Here is a 19,426-nt window from a genome sequence, read left to right as displayed (position 1 = left end):
GAGGAACTTCCCGTAGGGCGCAAGCCCGTCGGCGACCGTTCGCCGCCCCGTCCGGAGCGAAGCAAACCGCAAGGTTTGTGGCAGCGTGAGGACATAAAAGATGGACATCAGCAATGAGAACGATCAAGTGAATTAAGGGCATTTGGTGGATGCCTTGGCATGCACAGGCGATGAAGGACGTGATACGCTGCGAAAAGCCGTGGGGAGCTGCGAATAAGCTTTGATCCATGGATATCCGAATGGGGAAACCCACCTTAGATATCTAGAAAATTTAAGGTGTTCTTTGGAACATCTTATCTTTCTAGATATCGTTACAAGGTATCTTACCCTGAATACATAGGGGTAAGAAGCGAACGCGGGGAACTGAAACATCTAAGTACCCGTAGGAAAGGACATCAATTGAGACTCCGCAAGTAGTGGCGAGCGAACGCGGATGAGGCCAGTGGCAATGATGAATAAAGCAGAACAGGTTGGGAAGCCTGGCATTATGGGTGATAGCCCCGTATGCGTATAACAATCATTGTCCTTGAGTAGGGCGGGACACGTGAAATCCTGTTTGAACATGGGGCGACCACGCTCCAAGCCTAAGTACTCGTGCATGACCGATAGCGAACAAGTACCGTGAGGGAAAGGTGAAAAGCACCCCGACAAGGGGAGTGAAACAGATCCTGAAACCGGATGCCTACAAGCAGTCGAAGCCCGCAAGGGTGACGGCGTACCTTTTGTATAATGGGTCAACGACTTAGTGTAACTAGCAAGCTTAAGCCGATAGGTGTAGGCGCAGCGAAAGCGAGTCTTAATAGGGCGTTTTAGTTAGTTGCATTAGACCCGAAACCGAGTGATCTAGCCATGAGCAGGTTGAAGGTTGGGTAACACCAACTGGAGGACCGAACCCATATCTGTTGCAATAGATCGGGATGACTTGTGGCTAGGGGTGAAAGGCCAATCAAACTCGGAGATAGCTGGTTCTCTGCGAAAACTATTTAGGTAGTGCGTTGAATTTATACCTTCGGGGGTAGAGCACTGGATGGGCTATGGGGACTCACCGTCTTACTGATCCTAACCAAACTGCGAATACCGAAGAGTACTGTTCAGCAGACACACGGCGGGTGCTAACGTCCGTCGTGGAAAGGGCAACAACCCTGACCTCCAGCTAAGGTCCCCAAGTCATGGCTAAGTGGGAAAGGATGTGAGGATCCCAAAACAACCAGGATGTTGGCTTAGAAGCAGCCATCATTTAAAGAAAGCGTAACAGCTCACTGGTCTAAATAAGGGTCTTTGCGCCGAAAATGTACCGGGGCTCAAGCCATGCACCGAAGCTGAGGATGTACACGCAAGTGTACGTGGTAGCAGAGCGTTCCGTAGGCTGATGAAGGGAGACCCGTGAGGGCTCCTGGAGGTATCGGAAGTGCGAATGTTGACATGAGTAACGATAAAGGGAGTGAGAGACTCCCTCGCCGAAAGACCAAGGGTTCCTGCTTAAAGTTAATCTGAGCAGGGTTAGCCGGCCCCTAAGACGAGGCGGAAACGCGTAGTCGATGGGAACCACGTTAATATTCGTGGGCCAGGTGGTAGTGACGGATTGCACAAATTGTAAGGTCTTATTGGATTGATCTTGCAGTGGAGCGGTTCCAGGAAATAGCTCCACCATGAGACCGTACCCGAAACCGACACAGGTGGTCAGGTAGAGTATACCAAGGCGCTTGAGAGAACTGCGTTGAAGGAACTCGGCAAATTGCACGCGTAACTTCGGAAGAAGCGTGACCTCTTGGTACGCAAGTATTAAGAGGTGGCACAGACCAGGGGGTAGCGACTGTTTATCAAAAACACAGGGCTCTGCGAAGTCTTTAAGACGACGTATAGGGTCTGACGCCTGCCCGGTGCTGGAAGGTTAAAAGGAGATGTGCAAGCATTGAATTGAAGCCCCAGTAAACGGCGGCCGTAACTATAACGGTCCTAAGGTAGCGAAATTCCTTGTCGGGTAAGTTCCGACCTGCACGAATGGCGTAACGACTTCCCCGCTGTCTCCAACGCAGACTCAGTGAAATTGAATTCCCCGTGAAGATGCGGGGTTCCTGCGGTCAGACGGAAAGACCCCGTGCACCTTTACTATAGCTTTACACTGGCATTTACCAAGACATGTGTAGGATAGGTGGTAGGCTTTGAAGCAGGGACGCCAGTTCTTGTGGAGCCATCCTTGAAATACCACCCTTATCTTCGTGGATGTCTAACCGCGGTCCGTTATCCGGACCCGGGACAGTGTATGGTGGGTAGTTTGACTGGGGCGGTCGCCTCCTAAAGAGTAACGGAGGCGCGCGATGGTGGGCTCAGACCGGTCGGAAATCGGTCGTCGAGTGCAATGGCATAAGCCCGCCTGACTGCGAGACTGACAAGTCGAGCAGAGACGAAAGTCGGTCATAGTGATCCGGTGGTCCCGCGTGGAAGGGCCATCGCTCAACGGATAAAAGGTACGCCGGGGATAACAGGCTGATGACCCCCAAGAGTCCATATCGACGGGGTTGTTTGGCACCTCGATGTCGGCTCATCGCATCCTGGGGCTGGAGCAGGTCCCAAGGGTTTGGCTGTTCGCCAATTAAAGCGGTACGTGAGCTGGGTTCAGAACGTCGTGAGACAGTTCGGTCCCTATCTGCCGTGGGTGTAGGAATATTGACAGGATCTGTCCCTAGTACGAGAGGACCGGGATGGACGTATCTCTGGTGGACCTGTTGTGGCGCCAGCCGCATAGCAGGGTAGCTATATACGGAATGGATAACCGCTGAAGGCATCTAAGCGGGAAACCAACCTGAAAACGAGTGTTCCCTATCAGAGCCGTTGTAGACGACAACGTTGATAGGCCGGGTGTGGAAGTGCGGCAACGCATGAAGCTTACCGGTACTAATCGCTCGATCGACTTGATCGTTCTCATTGTTCATGTTCATCGACAACGTCGATGAACACGATCTTTATCGCTCGCGGGTCGCACCGCGCATCTGACGATGCGCTGACCCTGCGCGGGCGCGCTGAGCGACGCACTAGCGTGCTACGGGGAAGTCCCTCGATAGTCACTGCTACGCTGCTGTCCTGAAGCGCAACACAATAACAGACCTCACGACCTTGTACCCCAACCTCTGCTTCGCGGCGGATGGGACACGAAGCCCAAAAGGCTTCGCAAGGCCGACCGGCCGCCGGCGCTGATGCGCCGCCCCGTCCGGAGCGAAGCGATCAAAGATCGCGACAGCGTGAGGGCACATATAAAAAGCCCAGCTTCTCGACACAATATGCTGCACTTCGCTGACCTGGTGGTTATGGCGGGGCCCTTAACACCCGTTCCCATTCCGAACACGGCCGTGAAATGCCCCTGCGCTGATGGTACTTTGTCTTAAGGCACGGGAGAGTAAGTCGCTGCCAGGTCTGCAAAATGCACCATATTGATCTTCTCAAAACAGCAAACGGCGACTGCCGATATCAAGCCGCCGTAAAGGGCGGCTTTTTTTGTGGCCGCTGAAAACATGAAATAACGAAAGGGCAGAGCAGCCCCGTCGAACCGCAGAAGGCACAAGCCTTCGAGCACCGACAAAAAATAATCCCGGTAGGGAAAGACCGCAAAGTCTTCCACCATAAAACCGGTAGCTCAGAGATAACGCGGGGTGGAGCAGCCCGGTAGCTCGTCAGGCTCATAACCTGAAGGCCGCAGGTTCAAATCCTGCCCCCGCAACCAAATCCGTTTTATAAATTATATCAAAGGCCTCGCCGGGTAACAGCGAGGCCTTTTGGCCGTTTTATCCGAAACACCCGTCGCAAGATGCAGCAACCCCACAATCGCACCATAGAGATCAATATCCAGCCCCGTTCGTCTGCCGATGGCCTCACAACAATCCTCTCGATCAGACCACGCAGCGCTTCCTTCGTCCCCAGCATCGCTCAGCCTCGCTCAAGCCAGCGATGAGTTCCGGGGAGCGTGTCGCATAATTTCTCTGTTGATGCGGATGTGAGATTTAGATGATGAAACAGCGCTCCGATTTGTTGGAGCGCCGGATGACGACCCTCAATACCATCGCCGAAAAGCTGAAACGCCAGCCCAAGGATGATTTCAAGGGACGGCAGTTTGAAGCTTGCCTGCTCACTGCAAAGCGCGATCTCGACGCCGGGAAGCGTTTCTTTCGCAAGATTCTGATGCATGAGTCTTTGCTTTCGCCCGGCAAGATTGGCACAGATGGTATCGATACCTTTCCTTGCCCGATCAAAACATGGGTTGATGAGAGGCTACTTCATCCCGATCCTGTCCATTATGTCACCAAGCATCTCCAGCAAGGCATCGAAAACCACCATTTCTGGGTCAAGAAGAACATGCCCGAGACCGGAGGGTTTCGGTCATTCAGCGCCGCCGTGAGAACGGCGGTGCAAAAGTCGGCCACGAAAGCGGCGGAATAATTCGTCCGCGGGCGGAGTAAAATCCGGCCACCTATCTTCCTTCTGCAATGAGCGCAGGAGGGACAGAGGATTTACACCGTGGATCTTTATCTGAAGGTTCGTCTGGCCGTCTCGGAAGGGATGAGCCGGCGTCAGGCAGCCAAACACTTCAACATATCCCGCGACAGCGTAGCGAAGATGCTGTCGTATTCGACGCCACCTGGCTATCAGCGACAATCACCAGTCCGGCGGCCGAAGCTGGACGCGTTCGTTTCGACGATCGACCACTGGTTGGATGAAGACAGACACGTGCCGCGCAAACAGCGCCATACGGCCAAGCGTGTTTTCGACCGGCTTTGTGATGAGTGCGGGTTCACCGGCGGCTATACGATTATCAAGGACTATATCCGGGAGCGGGAACAGCGCCGTCAGGAAGTGTTCGTGCCGCTTTCTCATCCGCCCGGCCATGCGCAGGCGGATTTCGGTGAGGCGACGGTGGTGATCGGCGGTGTCGAGCAGAAAGCCCGGTTTTTCGTGCTCGACCTTCCGCATAGCGACGGCTGCTACGTGCGGGCTTATCCGGCGGCGGTGGCCGAGGCCTGGATTGATGGCCACGTCCATGCGTTCGCCTTCTTCGGGGCCGTGCCGCAATCGATCGTCTATGACAATGATCGCTGCCTTGTGGCGAGGATCCTGCCTGACGGCACGCGTAAGCGGGCAACACTGTTCAGCGGGTTCCTGTCCCACTACCTGATCCGGGATCGCTATGGCCGGCCCGGAAAGGGCAATGACAAGGGTAACGTCGAGGGCCTTGTCGGTTATGCCCGGCGTAACTTCATGGTCCCCATCCCGCAGTTTGCGACCTGGGATGCGTTCAATGCCTTTCTGGAAGAACAGTGCCGGAAGCGCCAATGTGACAGGCTGCGCGGTGAGAGCGAGACGATCGGTGAACGGCTGCAGCGCGATCTGGCTGCCATGCAGTCCTTGCCAGCGTCGCCATTTGACGCCTGCGACCAAGCCAGCGCCAGGGTGACGGCCCAGTCTCTCGTTCGCTACAAAACCCGCGCATCGGCCAGGAGATCGGGAACGATTTCCGTTCGGAACGATGCGCATATTCAAAGTGCCGGATCGTCGCGTGCGCAAAGAGCGCACGGCGATCCGGTGACTATTCCGTGCCTGTCGCCTACGGTCATCAGGACGTTTGGGTTCGAGGCTATGTCGACAAGGTGGTGATTGGTTGCCGCGGCGAGATCATCGCCCGCCATCCCAGGAGCTGGGATCGGGAAGATGTCATCTTCGACCCTGTTCATTACCTGCCGCTGATCGAACAGAAGATCAATGCGCTGGATCAGGCGGCCCCTCTGCAGGGCTGGGCTCTGCCGGAGGAGTTTGCGACACTGTGCCGGCTGATGGAAGGCCGCATGGCAAAGCATGGCCGGCGAGAATACGTGCAGGTTCTTCGTCTGCTGGAAAGCTTCGATATGGCTGACCTGCATGCGGCGATCAAGCAAGCCCTGCAACTCGGCGCGATTGGCTTCGACGCCGTCAAACATCTGATTCTTTGCCGGGTGGAGCGCCGGCCGCCGCGACTGGATCTGTCGATCTATCCCTACCTGCCGAGAGCAACCGTCGAGACGACATCGGCGAAGGCGTACATGGGCCTCTTGTCATCGGGGAAGGGAGAAGCGGCATGAGCACCGAAGCACCCGAGATTCTGCTTGCCCACGACCTCAAGACCCTGAAGCTGCCGACCTTCCAGCGGGAGTATCAGAAACTGGCCCGGCTTTGCGCCACCGAGGGCGTCGACCACATCGGGTACCTCAGCCGGCTTGCCGAGCGGGAAATGGTCGAACGGGATCGTCGTAAGGTCGAGCGGCGTATCAAGGCAGCCAAATTCCCGGTCGTCAAAAGCCTCGACAGTTTCGACTTTGCCGCCATCCCGAAGCTCAACAAGATGCAGGTGCTGGAGCTGGCCCGCTGCGAATGGATCGAGCGTCGCGAGAACGTCATCGCTCTCGGCCCCAGCGGAACCGGGAAGACGCACATAGCGCTCGCCCTCGGCCTTTCAGCCTGCCAGAAGGGCCTGTCCGTTGGCTTCACCACAGCCGCAGCCATGGTCTCAGCGAGATGATGGAAGCCCGTGACGAGCGGCGCCTCTTGCGTTTCCAGAAGCAGATGGCAGGGTACAAGTTGCTGATCATCGACGAACTCGGCTTCGTGCCGCTCTCCAAGACTGGCGCGGAACTGCTGTTCGAGTTGATCTCGCAACGTTATGAGCGGGGCGCCACCCTGATCACCAGCAATTTGCCCTTTGATGAATGGACCGAAATCATGGGATCCGAGCGCCTGACCGGCGCTCTGCTCGACCGCGTCACGCACCATGTCAACATTCTCGAAATGAATGGCGACAGCTATCGTCTCGCCCAAAGCCGTGCCCGAAAGGCCAGCTGAAACCCTTCAGAAAATCGCAACGCAGGTATGAGGCCCCCGCTCGGGCTACGCCCTCCCGCGGGCCTCATACCTGCGCCCGAGGTGGCCGACTTTTGCTCCGCCCCGTGGCCGGTTTTTACACCGCCGTTGACAGTCCAGACGGGACGTTGTTCACAAGCTGCGTATTTTCAAATATGCTGAGGAAATTGGCAGTATGTTATTTCGGGGCTGGCAGGGCTGGTTTTTTATCGCTGGAAAGCGGCTTATGAAAAATCAGGGGAAGCCGGTCTCGTGGATCGACCTTCTTCTCCACTATGACCAAGGTGCCTGCTGTCTAAGAGGCGTTTGCAGCCCATAGTGCGCCGCGGCGGATGATTTCGGTGACCTGTGGCACCTTGAGGTCCGCCAGTTCGTGGCCGATCGAGCAGTAGAAGACGCGGCCCTTGTCCCAGCGGCGCTTCCACACGACAGGGATCACGGTGCCTTCGATCCACCATAGATGGTCACCGGAAAAGGTGGTGGTCGCCAGAACCTCGTTCGAAGGGTCGGTCAGCATGTAATATTGCTCCGAGCGCAGCCGGAAGCTCTTGATGCCTTCAACAATCGGGTCGGATGGACGGCAGATCGTAACGTCGTAATCGATATAATCCTCGCGCGGCTGCAGGTTGTCTGGCCAGCCGGGCGGGTGGGCGACGAACTGGCCGCCGATGAGAAAATGATAGGTCGGGCGGTCGCGGAAGGCATCCCCCATATGGCCGTGCCATCCCGCTATGCCGCAGCCATCGCCGATCAGTCTCAGAAGTCCGTCCTCCTGCGGCTTGGTCATCGTGCCGAATTCTTCGCGGTGGCCAGAGCGCGCCGACGACCAGATCGGGGTGATGAGATCGACGCCGGTGAGGTCGTTCGGCCGTTCGAGCGGCTCCATCGTGTCATAGACATCGACGCTGAAGCCGTTATCCTTCAAAAGGTCGGCATACCAGTCCGCAAAATCGCTTGGCGCATGGCCCTCCCAGCCGCCGACAAACAGAACAGCCTTCATGTCTTCTCCTCTCGCATGAAATTCAGGATCGAGGCCATGTCGCGCGCGCCGTAACCGACGCTTTCGGCCTCTTTCAGTTTCTCCAGTGTCACCAACCCCTGCGGCATGGCGGTTCCAAGCGTTTGCGCCAGCGCAGCCGTGACCTCCATATCCTTGCGGGCAAGGGCGACCGTAAACGTCACGGCATGGGCGGCTTCGTCGAGATAGAGAGGCCGGCGATATTTCAGCATCGGGGCCGCTGCCGCAGAGGCCTCGATCACATCGAAGGCCGTTTCCGCTTCAATGCCGGCGGCTTCCGCCAGCGTCATGGCTTCGGCAAGCGTCTGGTTGATGCCGTGGATGAGTGCGTTGATCGCAAGCTTCATCACAGCGCCGCGCCCGGTTTGCCCGAGAAAAATGGTCTTTCGACCAAGCGTATCGAAGACCGGGACAAGCTCAGCACCGGTCGCCTCGTCACACCCGGCCATGATCAGCAGTGCGGCATTTTCGGCTGCCTGGGTTGCGCCTGAGACGGGTGCATCGATCACCCTTGCGCCGTCGGGTGCGACCTTGGCCAGACTGACGATATGGTTGGGGCTCATCGTACCCATTTCGATGAACCAGCGCGCCGCGCTGCCCGCAAAAAGCCCGTCATCGCCGAGATGCACCGCTTCGGATGCGGCATCATCCGCCAGCATGGTGATGATGATGTCGGTGGCGTCCGCCAGTTCCCGCGGCGTTGCTGCTGCGCTTGCTCCGGTCTCAGCCGCAAAGCGCGTTGCCTTGCCAGGGGACCGGTTCCATACCGTGACGTCATACCCGGCGCGCACCAGATTGCGCGCCATGGCGACGCCCATGCGGCCAAGTCCTGCAAATCCGATCCGCATCAGCCCGCCTTTTCGACTTCAATGCCGGATATCGCCTGGATCAGCTTGTCTTCGGAAACCTCCTCGGCGGTGAATACTTCCGTGATGCGGCCGCTATACATGGCGATGATCCGGTCGGAGACATGCAGCACTTCCGGCATTTCCGAACTGATCACGATTACCGCATAGCCCTGGCGGGCCAGTGCCCGGATCAGATTGTGGATTTCTGATTTTGAGCCGACATCAATGCCGCGCGTCGGTTCATCGACGATCAGGATATCGGGGTGCATGGAAAGCCACTTGCCGATAACGATCTTCTGCTGATTGCCGCCGGAAAGATTGCCCGCCAACTGGCGCCAGCCGGGGGTGCGGATATCAAGCTTGTCGCGATACTGGTCGAAGATGGCGACCTCAGCGCCGTCCGAAACAAAAGGGCCTGCCGTGAGGTCGCCCACTTGCGGCAGTGTCATGTTGTCCCGGCAGTTCATACCCAGCACCAGACCCTGGCCCTTGCGGTCCTCGGGCACCAGTGAGATGCCGTTCCTGATCGCATCAATCGGCGAATGCAGCTTTACGGGCTTGCCCTGCAGCAGAATGCGTCCGCCGCTCGGTTCTCTCAGACCAAAAAGTGTTTCGGCGATCTCTGTGCGACCCGCGCCGACAAGGCCGTAAAAGCCGACGACTTCGCCCCTTCGGACATCGAAACTGATGTCTCGGAAAAGCCCGTTACAGGACAGGTTTTCGACAGCAAGTGCGACTTCTCCAAGTTTCGCATGCTCATGATTGCGGGTCAGATCGAGCGAGCGGCCGATCATCAACTGGGTGATCTCGTCCTCGTTCGTCTCCGTCGTTACCAGCGTGCCCCGGCATTCGCCGTCGCGCAGGACGGTAATGCGATCGGTAATGTTGAAAATCTCCTCCATGCGGTGGGAGATATAGATGATGCCGGCGCCCTCGGCTTTCAGATCGGCGATCACATCAAACAGCACAACCTTTTCCGCATCCGTCAGCGATGCTGTCGGCTCGTCGAAGATCACGGCCTTTGCGTCGACCGTGAGCGCGCGGGCGATTTCAACCATTTGCTGGTTTGCAATAGAAAGCTCGCCGACCTTTGTGTCGGGCGTGAAGCCGGTCTTGAGCCTGTCGAGAATACGCTGTGTATTGTCGTTGAGCATCTTCCAATCGACCAGACCGAAGCGCTTCAGCGGCAATTCGCCCAGGAAGATGTTTTCTGCCACCGTGAGCTCTGTTGCGAGACTGAGCTCCTGGTGGATGAAGACGACGCCCTTTGATTTTGCCTGCAGCGGCGAGGTCATCACCGCCGGTGTCTCGTCGATCAGGATGCGGCCACTATCGGGCTGGTGAATGCCGCCGAGCACTTTCATCAGCGTTGATTTGCCCGCGCCGTTCTCGCCGACAAGCGCGTGAACTTCGCCCGGGCGGATATCGAGCGAGACGCCGTCAAGCGCGCGCACGCCGGGAAAGGTCTTGACGATATTGTCGAGCCTCAGCGCCGGTTTGATATCACTCATATCCTGAGCTCCCCTCTGCCCTTGCGGTTCAATTGACGATCCAGAAACAGGACGGCGATGAGAATGAGGCCGATAACCAGATTGACGGTTTCTGTGTCCGCGCCGATATAGCCGAGGCCCTTGCGCAGAAGCTGGATGGCAATGACGCCGCCGAAGGTGGACAGGATCGAACCCGAGCCGCCCGCAAGCTTTGTTCCGCCGAGAACCACCGCCGTGATCGCCCACAATTCGTAAAGCTCGCCATCATTGGGATTGACCGAGCCGCTCTCGGAATAAAACACCACGGCGCTCAGCGCTGCGAGAAAACCGATCAGGATGAAATTGCGCAGGAAATGCGGGCCGACGCGGATGCCGGCATTGATCGCCGCCTCGCGGTTGTCGCCGATTGCATAGGCGTTGCGGCCGTGCACGGTTCTGGTCATCACCAGCCAGATGATGGCGGTGACGGCGAGGAAGAACCAGCTTGCGGTGTGGATGCCGAGAAACTGGGCTTCGGCGAAATCAACCAGCGTCCAGTTAAGATGCGATGTCGGGTTCTCGCCATTATACATGAAGACGAGGCCGCGATAGCCAAGCATGGCGCCAAGCGTGACGATGAAGGCATCGACGCCGGTTTTCCAGACGATCAGCCCGTTTAGCCCGCCGAGGATGGCGCCGGTTAAAAGCGCCAGGAGCCAGGAAACCGGGATCACCCAGTTCCCGAGCCCGGCAAAGATCGGCCAGGTCATCGAATCCAGCATCACGATACCGGCGAGTGCGAAGGTCGCGCCGACGGAGAGGTCGATATTGCCGTTGATCATGATCACCGTCATACCGATGGCGATGATGCCGATCGGGGCGGACTGCTTCAAAAGCAGAAGCATGTTGTCGAAATCCATAAAGGCGGTATCCGACAGAGACAGGAAGTGGCCCGCGACGGAGAAGAAGATCAGTTCGACGAGGATGAAGCCCCAGATCGCGCCCTGCTTGATATATTTGGTGTAGTTCTTCTGGCTGGTCATGATCATCCCCTCACGCTATCGGCGACCAGAGGCGGCCGCGCTTGGCGGCAATGTCGAGCCAGACCGCAAGGATGATGATGATCCAGGTGACGACATACTGGACGTAGAACTGAAGCCCGGCGAGCAGTAGTCCATTCTGGATGAAGCCGAGGATCAGGACGCCAATAACGGTCTTGAACACGGTGCCCGAACCGCCGAGAAGCGATGCGCCGCCAAGGATCACGGCCGCAAGAACCTCAAGCTCCATACCCTGGCCGACCGTGTTCTGGCTGCCGAGCGAGCGGCTGGCCTGGATGAGGCCGGCGGTCGCCACGCAGAAGGAGGAAATCAGATAGGTCAGGAAAACGATGCGGGCGCGCGGAATGCCCGAGAAGGTTGCCGCAACGCCGTTACCACCGACGGCGTAGACCTTGCGCCCGAAAGGGGTTTTGGCAAGCAGCACTGCAAGAGCAATGGCTAAACCCGCGAAGATGACGATTGGTGAGGGGACGCCGAGAATGTGCCCTTGTCCAAAAACGGAAAACCAGGTGTGTTCCTTATCGGCAATATCCATGTTCTTGCCGCCCGAATAGGTGAGCGTCAGGCCATAGATTGCAGACAGCATGCCGAGTGTGACGATCAGTGAGTTCAGGCGGAGGTAACCGATCAGGAGCCCGTTGAACGCACCGAGCGCCAGTGTCATGGCATACATTGCCGGAATACCGAGCACGGGGCCGATCTTGTCATGCAGGTCGAGCACAACGATGGTGGAAAACGACATCATAGAGCCGACCGACAGGTCGAGATTGCCGCCGATGACGACGAAGGTGACGCCGAGTGCGATGACGCCCAGAATGGCCGAAGAGCGGATCACGCCCAAAATATTGTCCGGCGCGACAAAGCGCTGGTTGACCAGGGCAAAGCCGATCATGAACACCACGAAGGCGATCAGGATCCCCTGACGAGCCAGCAATACGCCGATGTCTTTTCGCGTAAAATTCGCCACAAGCTCCTCCCAAAGCTCCAGTTTTCAGACAGTGGCGGGGCGATCTTAGCCTCGCCTTGCTGAGCCTGTCTCAGACAAGCGTCATGCCGCCGTCAATCATGACCACCTGTCCGGTCATGTAGTCGCTCTCGCTTGAGGCGAGAAACGTGGTTGTGCCGGTGATATCGGCCGGTCGCGCGACTTTCCCGCGCAGGATTTCTGAGGAAAACTCGGCCATGGCCTGGCCGGGGCGCTCGGCAGCGCCGATCTCCATCAGGTCGCGGTCGACCTGTTCCCACATTTCCGTTGCCACCACGCCGGGTGCAAAACCGGTCACCGTGATGTTGTGTTTGGCAAGATCGCGCGCCCCGGACTGGATCAGCGATATCACACCAGCCTTCGATGCGCAGTAGGGGGCTACATTATCGAAGCCTTGCCTGCCGGCAATCGAGGTGGTGTTGATGATCTTGCCGCCGGTCTTCTGGCTGATCATCTGCTTTGCCGCCTCCTGCATGCCGATCAGGCAACCGAGACCGTTGACCGACATGATGAAGTTCCAGTTTTCCTCGGTGACATCGAGAAAATTCATCGGCCGGTTGACGCCGGCATTGTTGAACTTGACGTCAAGTTTTCCGAAGACAGAGACGGTATGGGCGATCATGGTGCGCACCTGGTCGCGTTTCGTCACATCGACCACGGCATGTGTCACCCGACCGCCGTTTCGGTCGGCGCGGTCCCGGTTGTGTTCCTCGACAGCCATGAGGCTCTCGCCATTGATGTCGGCAAAGCAGACATCGGCGCCTTCATCCAGCAATGCTTCGCCAATCGCGCGGCCGATACCGCGCGCCGCACCCGTCACGATACAGGAACGTCCAGAGACACGACCCACTGAGCCTCTCCCATCATTTCAATTGTGATTTCAGGAATAGGGCGGGGCGCCGGCTTGCGCCTGGCCCCGCCTATCAAGACGAAGGGGATCAAAACACCGGCTTGGTGAACTGGTCCATGTTGTCCTGGGTGATCTTCGGCGTGTCGAAATAGTTGAGGAACGGCACGTCCTTGCCGTCAAGCACGTCGATTGCGGTCTGAAGCGCAGCCTCGGCGTCATCGACAGGCGACTGATAGATCGAGCCCCAGTAGTCGCCGTTTTCCATGGCTTCGTAGCCAACAGCGAAGTTGGTTGCCCCAACAAAGATGATACCGTCGCGCCCGGCGGCCTTGGCGGCATTGAGCGCGCCGACGCCCATATTGTCGTCACCGGCATAGACGCCGTCGATATCGTCATATTTGACCAGGAAGGCTTCCATCACCTTCTGAGACTTTTCACGGTTCCAGTCGCCGGGTTGCGTTTCCACCAACGTCACGTCAGGGCAAACCTCCGGCAGGCGGTCCTCAAAGCCCTTCGCGCGTTCAATCGCGGTCGTATAACCCGGCTGGCCGGAAATCTGCACGATTTTCGCTGTGTCGGCGATCCCCATATCCTTGAACTTGTCGCACATGATCTCCGCCGAGCGCGAGCCTTGCGTGATGTTGTCCGGGCCGGAGAATGAGGCGACGAAATCGAAGCCCGGTTCGGCGATGTTGGAATTGGTGACGATCACCGGAATACCGGCCTTTTGGGCCTTGCGCACGGCCGGAATGACGGCCTCGCCATTGGTCGGCCAGATGATGATGGCATCGACCTGCTGCTGGATCAGGTCTTCCACCTGGGCGATCTGGCGGGCGACATCGCCGCCAGCGTCGAGCACGACGGCTTCGACGTTATCGTCAGCATCGGCTGCGTTGATGAAGGCCTGCTCATAGGTCGTCTGATAGCTGTCGACGCCGACATTGTTCTGCGTGATGCCGATTTTGTAGGTCTCGGCCGATGCGGCGCCGGCAAGCGCAAGCCCTGCAAGCGCTGTCGTTGCGGCCAAGGTGAGCCTAGCTGAAAATCTCATGATCCGTTCCTCCCAAACGATAGATTTGATCGATTGCCACAGCTCTCCGTGACCGGATGAGCCTCTCCCGGGCAACCGGTTCTCATACACCATTAATCCAGCGAAAATGGACCTGCCTAAAATATCCAAAATGGACTTTATGATATTCAGAATGGATTTTTAAGCGATATTTCGTTGTCGTTGTTTTGGACAAATAGGGAGGAGACAAACATGGCATTTCCAAAAGGACGCAGATTTGAAAATGATCTGCTGGGGCGAATGAACCAGAATACCGCACAAAATATTCAAAATGGATATGGCGCTGCCGTTGCCGGTGTGGCGGATGGGACACCATCGGTTTCTGCCGAGTTGGAAGCCGTCGTGCGGTTTATGGAAGATGTTCTGGTCGAAGTTGATGACGCGACCACGCCCAATGCCCCTAACCCTTATCTGAACATGAGCCTCCATCTTCTGCGCCGTCATCTGGAAGGGCGGATGGTGATCCCCTCATCCATCATTGCGGCCTCTGGCGTGCCTTATGCAACAGCGACCCGCAAGCTTTCGGAGCTGCTTGAAAGCGGAGCCATTGAGCAGCGCGCGCGATCGAAATCGGGAAAGAGCGTTTCGCTGCATCCAAGTCCGGAAATGCTGGACAATTGGTGCCAGCTAGCGCGGCGCATTCATCGACTGGCGGCGGTTCGCTTCGGCGCTGACGGCTTTACCCAGGAAAGCTCAGACTATTATTTCGGTGGCTCCTACCAGCCGGGCAAGATGCTGATCGGTCCGCCGCAGGCGCTGCCGACCCCGATGAAACTGTCCGGCGGTCTGCGCATTCTCGTTCATGGCGATCCGACCTTTATGGTGATGAGCAATCTGAAGCGTCAGTTCGAGCATCTGGTTGGCTGCAATATCCACCAGCGCGCCTTTTCGATTGATCGTCTGCGCGGAGAGGCGCTGCGCAATGCCGAACGCGCCGTCAGCCGATATGACGTGATCGCCGTCGATCTGCCCTGGCTCGGAGAGTTCGTCAAGAAAGGGGTTCTGCGCCCGCTGTCGTCGATCATGGATATTGACCGGCTCGATCCCGGCGATTTTCACACCGCCGGCTGGCGCGCGGCCCACTGGAACGGCGAGGCCTACGGTGTGCCGAGCCAGACAACTCCGGAACTGTTTTTCTACCGTCGCGACCTCTTTGCTGATGCAGCACTCGAACCACCGGAAACGACGGAAGCCGTGCTTGAGGCTGCTGCCCGTCTGCATGACCCGCGCATGGGCGTTTACGGCATTGCCTGGAATGCGGCCCGTGGTACCGCTCTGGGTCACACCTTCATGATGGCCTGTGCAGATTTTGGTCAGCCTATCATCAACCTCGACGAGATCGCAGGCGGCTTTGATGCCGATCATCTGGAGCGCGGCGATCTTCACCCGACGATCGACACCCCGAAAGCGCTCGAAGCCGCGGAATATCTGCTGGCGCTGATGGAGTTCTCGCCGCCTGATATCCTTTCCATGTCCTGGTATGAGCGCGTCCGGCCCTATGCGGAAGGCAAGGTGGCGATGGCTTACGGATATACGCTGCTTGCGCCCTATTTTGAGCTCGATCCGCAATCGCCCGCCTTCGCCAATACCGGTTACCTGCCGCATCCGCACGGACCGGGCGGCACGCCGATCGCGCCGGTTGGCGGCTATGTTTTCGGTGTTCCAGCCAACCTGCCTGAGGAGCGGATTGATGAGGCGGTCGAGGCGCTTGTCGCCTTCACCTCGCCGGAAGCACAGAAGCTTTTTATCCAGAATGGCAGCCGCACCGCACCGCGTTATTCCGTCGGTTCCGATCCAGAAGTGCGCCGACTGTCCCCGATCTTCGAAAGCGTCGACCAGATGTCCTGGCGCGACGAGCTACAGTTCTGGCCGCGCCCGCCGATCCCGGAAATTTCCGACATCATCCAGATCTGCGGTTATGAGCTGCACGACATGCTGCGCGGCATTGTCAGTCCGAAACAGGCTCTTTCGCGGGCTCAGTCACGCGCGGAAGAGGTCATGCGAAAACACGTCACATAGGCTCTTTGCAAAGACAAAGGGCCGGTCAATACGGGAGGAGAGACCATGGACACCAATCGCCTCAAAGGCAAAAACATTCTGATCACCGGCGGCGCCCAAGGCATGGGCGCGACCAATGCCGAACATTTCGCCGAGCAGGGCGCCAATGTCTGCATCGGCGACCTTGATCTGGAAATGGGCAAGGCGCTCGCCGACAAGATCAACGCTGCCGGAAACGGGCGGGCGATAGCGGTGAAGATGGATGTCACCAGCCGTGATGACAATGACGCCGCAGTTCAAGCCACCGTCGAGGCGTTCGGCATGATCAATATCGGTCTGTTCAACGCCGGGGTCAACAAGCCGAAATTCTTCATGGACATCGATGAGGACAATTGGGACTTCATCATGAACGTGAATACCAAGGGCATGTGGCTCGGGATGCAGGCCGTCGCCCGGCAGATGATCAAGCAGGGCAAGCAGGAACACGTCTACAAGCTGATCAATGTCGGCTCGGTCGCATCGCGCAAGCCGCTCTATGATGTGACGGTCTACTGCACCTCGAAATATGGTTGCCTTGCGCTCACCCATTGCGGTGCGGTCACGCTCGCCGAGCACAATATCACCGTTAACGGCTATGCGCCTGGTGTGGTCAAGACGCCGCTTTGGGCGCAGCTCGACAAGGATCTGGTCGAGATGGGCTTCAAGCAGAAGGCAGGCCAGGCCTTCGATGATCTGGCTGAGAACGATCTGGCGCTGAAGAAAGTCTCTTATCCCGACGATGTAAAGGGCACGGCCGCATTCCTTGCGAGCCACGACAGCGACTACATGACCGGCCAGATGATCCATATTGATGGCGGCTGGGTGATCCAGTAGCGGGCTTCGAAAGCCAGAATTTCTGACCATTCATTTTAAACGTTCAGGCAGGCTTGAGCCCTGCCTCAGGGAGGATTTCATGAACCGTGCACTGACACCCAATGTTTTGACCCCGCAGGACCTTCTGCCCCAGTGGAACTGGGAAGGACGGCTGCCGGCCTTGGGCCATACGTCCGTCGATTTTGAACGCCGCGTCGATCACGACCGGCTGCGCCGCTACCGTCTTTCGCGAACCCGTCAGGCGCTGAAGAACAGTGATGCAGGCTCGCTGCTGCTCTTCGACGTCAACAACATCCGCTACGTTTCCGCCACCAAGATTGGTGAGTGGGAACGCGACAAGATGTGCCGTTTCTGCCTGCTGACGGGGGACGACGCGCCCTATGTCTGGGATTTCGGTTCAGCGGCCGTCCATCATCGTAAGTTTTCCGACTGGCTGATCCCGGATCATTGCCGGGCAGGCGTCGTCGGCATGCGTGGCACCATTCCGCCATCCTTCGGGCTGATGAAAAAATATGCCGAGGAGATTGCAGGCCTGATCCGCGATGCCGGCATGGCCGACATGCCGGTTGGTGTCGATTATGCCGAAACTGCCATGTTCCATGCGCTGAAGGCAGCGGGCCTCAATGTCGTCGACGGCCAGCAGATCATGCTGTCTGCCCGCGAGATCAAGAACTGGGACGAGATCCAGCTTCTGACCCAGGCTGCCAGCATGGTCGATGGCGTCTATCACATGATCTACGAGGAGCTGAAACCGGGCGTGCGCGAGAACGAGATCGTCGCGCTGTCCAACAAGATGCTCTACGAAATGGGCTCCGATGATGTCGAGGCGATCAACGCCATCTCCGGCGAGCGCTGTAATCCGCACCCGCATAATTTCACCGACAGGCTGTTTAGGCCCGGCGATCAGGCCTTCTTCGATATCCTGCAGAGCTATCAGGGCTACCGCACCTGCTACTACCGGACCTTCAATATCGGCCGATCAACGCCCGCACAGGTCGACGCCTATGTGAAGGCGCGCGAATGGATCGATGCCTCGATCGCGCTGATCAAGCCGGGTGTGACCACCGACGTGGTGGCCAAGGCATGGCCAAAGGCCGAGGAATTCGGCTTTCCTGATGAACTTTCCGCCTTCGGCCTGCAGTTCGGCCACGGTCTGGGCCTGGCGTTGCACGAGCGTCCGATCATTTCGCGGGCGGTCTCGCTCGACAATCCGATGGAAATCCAGACCGGTATGGTGTTCGCGCTGGAAACCTACTGCCCGGCTGCCGACGGCTACTCTGCCGCCCGCATCGAGGAGGAGGTCGTCGTCACTGACAAGGGGTGTGAGGTCATTTCGCTGTTTCCGGCAGAAGAACTGCCGATTGCCAACAGATATTGAGGCGGAAAACGTCATGAGCGCTTCAGACAACAAACATAATCGCGAGGACTATTTGCGCATGTACCGGCAGATGGTTCGCATTCGCACCTTCGAGGATAATGCCAACCAGCTCTATCTCTCGGCCAAGATGCCGGGGCTGACGCATATGTATTCCGGCGAGGAGGCGGTCGCGGTCGGCATTTGCGAGGCATTGACCGACAGTGACCGGATCACTTCGACCCATCGCGGCCACGGCCATTGCGTGGCCAAGGGCGCCGATTTCCAGGCAATGTTCTGCGAGCTTCTTGGCAAGGAGGAGGGCTATTGCCGGGGCAAGGGCGGGTCGATGCATATCGCCGACCAGAGCCACGGTAATCTCGGCGCAAATGCCATTGTCGGCGGTTCCATGGGTATTGCCACCGGTTCCGCACTGCGTGCGAAATTGCAGAAATCCGATGATGTGACCGTCTGCTTCTTCGGCGACGGGGCGACCGCGCAGGGGCTGTTGTACGAGGTCATGAATATGGCAGCCCTCTGGAACCTGCCGGTCATCTATGCCTGCGAGAACAATGGCTATTCGGAATATACGGCGACGGCTGAAATCGCCGCCGGCTCGATCACCGACCGGGCACGGGCCTTCGGCATCGAGGCTTTCGAGGTTGACGGGCAGGATGTTCTGGCCGTCAACGAGCTGACGCGCGAGTTGACAGGACGCTGCCGTCGCGGCGAGGGACCGTTCTTCATCGAGCTTCAAACCTACCGCTATCACGGCCACCATGTTGGCGACATCAACCGCGAATATTACCGCCCCAAGGCCGAGGAAAAGGACTGGAAGGAAAGTCGCGATCCGATCGAGAAATTCACCCAGTGGCTGACCGGTGAGGGGATTGCCTCGACGGATGAGCTTGAGGCCATGAAGGCCGAGATCAGCGACGATGCGGCTTCCGCCGTGGACTATGCGTTGAAGGCCAAATATCCGGAAACGCATGAAGTCGACATGCACGTTTTTGCGGACTGAG

Annotated in this window: 10 protein-coding genes, 1 tRNA gene, 2 rRNA genes and 5 pseudogenes; 10 read left to right on the top strand and 8 right to left on the bottom strand. The window is 57.8% G+C overall.

Annotated features, from left to right (window positions below; translation table 11 throughout):
- The first annotated feature begins 121 nt into the window (after positions 1–121).
- From AC0L7L_RS14660 to istB, 6 genes and pseudogenes are all read left to right on the top strand, one after another.
- A 23S ribosomal RNA gene (locus AC0L7L_RS14660) occupies positions 122–2,920 on the top strand.
- A 375-nt stretch (positions 2,921–3,295) separates the two neighbouring features.
- Positions 3,296–3,411: ribosomal RNA gene (gene rrf, locus AC0L7L_RS14655) — 5S ribosomal RNA — on the top strand.
- Positions 3,412–3,641: 230 nt separating this feature from the next.
- Positions 3,642–3,718 (top strand) — tRNA-Met (locus AC0L7L_RS14650).
- A 398-nt stretch (positions 3,719–4,116) separates the two neighbouring features.
- Positions 4,117–4,395 (top strand): annotated as a pseudogene (locus tag AC0L7L_RS14645) (DDE-type integrase/transposase/recombinase); the annotation flags it as partial.
- Between the two features lie 114 nt (positions 4,396–4,509).
- Positions 4,510–6,104 (top strand): annotated as a pseudogene (istA, locus tag AC0L7L_RS14640) (IS21 family transposase).
- Positions 6,101–6,861 (top strand): annotated as a pseudogene (gene istB, locus AC0L7L_RS14635) (IS21-like element helper ATPase IstB). The pseudogenes istA and istB overlap by 4 nt, the downstream one beginning before the upstream one ends.
- A gap of 313 nt (positions 6,862–7,174) precedes the next feature.
- Here istB and AC0L7L_RS14630 read toward each other — a convergent pair.
- The 8 genes and pseudogenes from AC0L7L_RS14630 to AC0L7L_RS14595 all read right to left on the bottom strand — a co-directional run bounded on the left by AC0L7L_RS14630 (position 7,175) and on the right by AC0L7L_RS14595 (position 14,161).
- Entirely contained in the window at positions 7,175–7,879 is a 705-nt protein-coding gene (locus AC0L7L_RS14630) for a ThuA domain-containing protein (RefSeq protein ID WP_272212752.1), read from the bottom strand.
- A complete protein-coding gene (locus AC0L7L_RS14625) occupies positions 7,876–8,745 on the bottom strand; it encodes an NAD(P)-dependent oxidoreductase (RefSeq protein ID WP_272212751.1) in 870 nt (289 codons plus the stop codon). Before AC0L7L_RS14625 ends, AC0L7L_RS14630 begins: the two co-directional genes overlap by 4 nt.
- Positions 8,745–9,428, bottom strand: a pseudogene (locus AC0L7L_RS14620) (ATP-binding cassette domain-containing protein); the annotation flags it as partial. The gene AC0L7L_RS14625 and the pseudogene AC0L7L_RS14620, both read right to left, overlap by 1 nt.
- 321 nt (positions 9,429–9,749) lie before the next feature.
- Positions 9,750–10,178, bottom strand: a pseudogene (locus tag AC0L7L_RS14615) (ATP-binding cassette domain-containing protein); the annotation flags it as partial.
- Positions 10,179–10,252: 74 nt separating this feature from the next.
- A complete protein-coding gene (locus tag AC0L7L_RS14610; protein ID WP_272212748.1) occupies positions 10,253–11,257 on the bottom strand; it encodes an ABC transporter permease in 1,005 nt (334 codons plus the stop codon).
- A gap of 10 nt (positions 11,258–11,267) precedes the next feature.
- Positions 11,268–12,242, bottom strand: a complete 975-nt coding sequence (locus AC0L7L_RS14605) for an ABC transporter permease (protein WP_272212747.1) — start codon at positions 12,240–12,242, stop codon at positions 11,268–11,270.
- Positions 12,243–12,312: 70 nt separating this feature from the next.
- Complete coding sequence (locus AC0L7L_RS14600; protein WP_473509754.1) at positions 12,313–13,110, bottom strand: SDR family oxidoreductase; 798 nt, start codon at positions 13,108–13,110, stop codon at positions 12,313–12,315.
- Positions 13,111–13,198: 88 nt separating this feature from the next.
- On the bottom strand, positions 13,199–14,161 hold the full coding sequence (locus AC0L7L_RS14595; RefSeq protein ID WP_473509752.1) for a sugar ABC transporter substrate-binding protein: 963 nt from the start codon (positions 14,159–14,161) through the stop codon (positions 13,199–13,201).
- Between the two features lie 210 nt (positions 14,162–14,371).
- Here AC0L7L_RS14595 and AC0L7L_RS14590 point away from each other — a divergent pair, with 210 nt between their 5' ends.
- The 4 genes from AC0L7L_RS14590 to AC0L7L_RS14575 all read left to right on the top strand — a co-directional run bounded on the left by AC0L7L_RS14590 (position 14,372) and on the right by AC0L7L_RS14575 (position 19,425).
- The gene (locus tag AC0L7L_RS14590) at positions 14,372–16,198 is read left to right on the top strand and encodes an ABC transporter substrate-binding protein (protein ID WP_473509749.1); all 1,827 of its coding nucleotides are present in this window, start codon (positions 14,372–14,374) and stop codon (positions 16,196–16,198) included.
- Positions 16,199–16,243: 45 nt separating this feature from the next.
- Positions 16,244–17,050 carry an SDR family NAD(P)-dependent oxidoreductase gene (locus AC0L7L_RS14585; RefSeq protein WP_272212745.1) on the top strand — a complete coding sequence of 269 codons (807 nt, stop codon included), beginning with the start codon at positions 16,244–16,246 and terminating at the stop codon, positions 17,048–17,050.
- A gap of 79 nt (positions 17,051–17,129) precedes the next feature.
- Positions 17,130–18,428, top strand: coding sequence for a M24 family metallopeptidase (locus AC0L7L_RS14580; RefSeq protein WP_272212744.1), 1,299 nt, complete (start codon positions 17,130–17,132; stop codon positions 18,426–18,428).
- 13 nt (positions 18,429–18,441) lie between these two features.
- Positions 18,442–19,425 (top strand): thiamine pyrophosphate-dependent dehydrogenase E1 component subunit alpha, encoded by a 984-nt coding sequence (locus AC0L7L_RS14575; protein ID WP_272212743.1) that lies wholly within the window; start codon positions 18,442–18,444, stop codon positions 19,423–19,425.
- The last annotated feature ends 1 nt before the right edge of the window (position 19,426 follow it).

This window comes from Martelella sp. K41-7 (assembly GCF_055808365.1).
This window is presented reverse-complemented; position numbering and strand designations above follow the sequence as displayed.